Origin of the sequence: Flavobacterium aurantiibacter, from assembly GCF_002251775.1 — a bacterium.
In the GTDB taxonomy this organism is placed as follows: Bacteria; Bacteroidota; Bacteroidia; order Flavobacteriales; family Flavobacteriaceae; genus Flavobacterium; species Flavobacterium aurantiibacter.
On the sequence record NZ_NOXX01000017.1, the window covers coordinates 1 to 1142 of the forward strand.

General features: G+C 34.7%; 2 protein-coding genes. Both read left to right on the top strand.

Going from position 1 to position 1142, the window contains the following annotated elements; genetic code table 11:
- Window positions 1–143 precede the first annotated feature (143 nt).
- Complete coding sequence (locus CHX27_RS00140; protein ID WP_094484773.1) at window positions 144–380, top strand: hypothetical protein; 237 nt, start codon at window positions 144–146, stop codon at window positions 378–380.
- Complete coding sequence (locus CHX27_RS00145) at window positions 370–909, top strand: hypothetical protein (protein WP_094484774.1); 540 nt, start codon at window positions 370–372, stop codon at window positions 907–909. The genes CHX27_RS00140 and CHX27_RS00145 overlap by 11 nt, the downstream gene beginning before the upstream one ends.
- The last annotated feature ends 233 nt before the right edge of the window (window positions 910–1142 follow it).

Consider the following 1142-nt stretch of genomic DNA (forward strand, 5'->3'; position numbering starts at 1 on the left):
AGCGACCGAATTTTACGACCGCGAAATTGCGCGTTACAATGAGTAGTTAAGATTTTAAAAGATAAAAAATGTCTTCGAAAAGATCTCTTTGCAGAGATTTATAGTAAAGCATTTTGTTTTAGTTTTTTCATTATTTTTGTGTTATGGCAAAGCAAGAAAAAAATAGAAAAGTATCGGTTGCTGCTGTACGAAGAGCTAATGAGAGCTTAGTTAAACAGAGCAGATCACTAAGATTTTCTTCCGAAAATCAAGCGGCGGGTAGTGTTGTTATTAAGACCACATATTCTGGTCGACAATACGAAATTAACTTATCGCCAAGTGATATAAAAAACGCCTATGAACAATCTATAAAAGCTCAATTTCTCAAACATGAACGCTGAAAAGAGATTCAGCTTTTTTTACAGTCAAATCGTCGAAGGTGAAAATGATATGATTGGTCATATTACGTACAGCCTTTATAAGACTTCGAAAATTAAATTTATCGAAAAGTTTAAAGAGGGAAACGAAGGCAGAATACCGACTGAAAAAGAATTAGAAACTTTTTATATTTCCGCAGAAAATCATATTTCTTCTTATCGCATTCAAGCCGAGCAGTTACTTTCAGACTTCATATCAAGAACTGTGGATGCCGAATTGGAAGATATGGAAAAGCAGATGTTAATAAACCAACAGGATACGCTGCGCGAAATTATCAACCCTCTAATTCCACCACCACCAAAAGGACCGTGGGCTGGTTTCGGCATGGCGGTGATTGTCAAGGGAGCACAAACAGTTGTTGTAGCCATAATTTTATTCTTCATAATATTTTTTGCTTCAGTACAAGAAAATGGATTTTGGCCTGCTGTAAAGAAGTTGTTTCCTGAGCATGAAAAAAATCATACAGTACCAACTAATTCTTTAGCGAAGTAAATTATCTTCGGCATTTGTGAATAAGCTATCTGAAAGATTTAGCTAAAAAAAATAGGGAAGGTCAAGTATAATTAAACTACAACTTGTCTTTTTAAGTTATTGGGGTTCTAAATGAGATTTTAGAAAAATTGGTCTAGTGCTTTTAACATATTTACGACTAATTTACAAAACTGTTATGCCGAAGAGCTAGAATTAGAACGTTTAATCGTAGAAGCGACCGAATTTTACGACCG